Origin of the sequence: Xanthomonas bromi (assembly GCF_900092025.1) — a bacterium.
Taxonomy (GTDB): domain Bacteria; phylum Pseudomonadota; class Gammaproteobacteria; order Xanthomonadales; family Xanthomonadaceae; genus Xanthomonas; species Xanthomonas bromi.
In genome coordinates this window covers 1-428 of sequence record NZ_FLTX01000091.1, presented here as the reverse complement: position 1 = coordinate 428, position 428 = coordinate 1, and the positions used below count along the sequence as shown (strand labels likewise).

At 75.2% G+C, this 428-nt stretch carries 1 protein-coding gene; it reads right to left on the bottom strand.

Annotated elements, in window-relative coordinates:
* The coding region (locus XBLMG947_RS20230; protein WP_139074458.1) for a DUF2345 domain-containing protein at positions 1-428 on the bottom strand (428 nt) is incomplete at both ends.

Here is a 428-nt window from a genome sequence, read left to right as displayed (position 1 = left end):
GTCGCCGTCCAGCTTGATGTAGGCGCCGGCGGCGGTGGCCAGCAGGTGCCTGGTCGGGGCGGCAAGCTGGACGTCGGCGGTGGTGCTGACGATGCGGACCTGGGTCTTGGCCGCGAGCTTTGCCTGGTTCCTGTGCGCGCGGGCGCTCACGGTGCCTTGCGCGGCGTGCAGGGCGATGCCGCGTTCCTGGTTGGGGCTGCCGGCCACCGGGGCGCTGCCCTGGGTGTACAGCACCAGCCCGCCGGCCACCGCCAGCACCAGCTGCCCCTGGCTGGCCCAGTTCAAGGCGGCGCCGGCCAGCAGCGTGGTCTGCGTCCCCGACACCCACACCTGGTCGGCCGGGGTCAGGCTCATCACGCCCGCGCTGCCGCTGCCCAGCAGCGCCGGGCGGCTCCAGCCCGGCGCCTGGCCGTCGCCGCCCTGGAGTT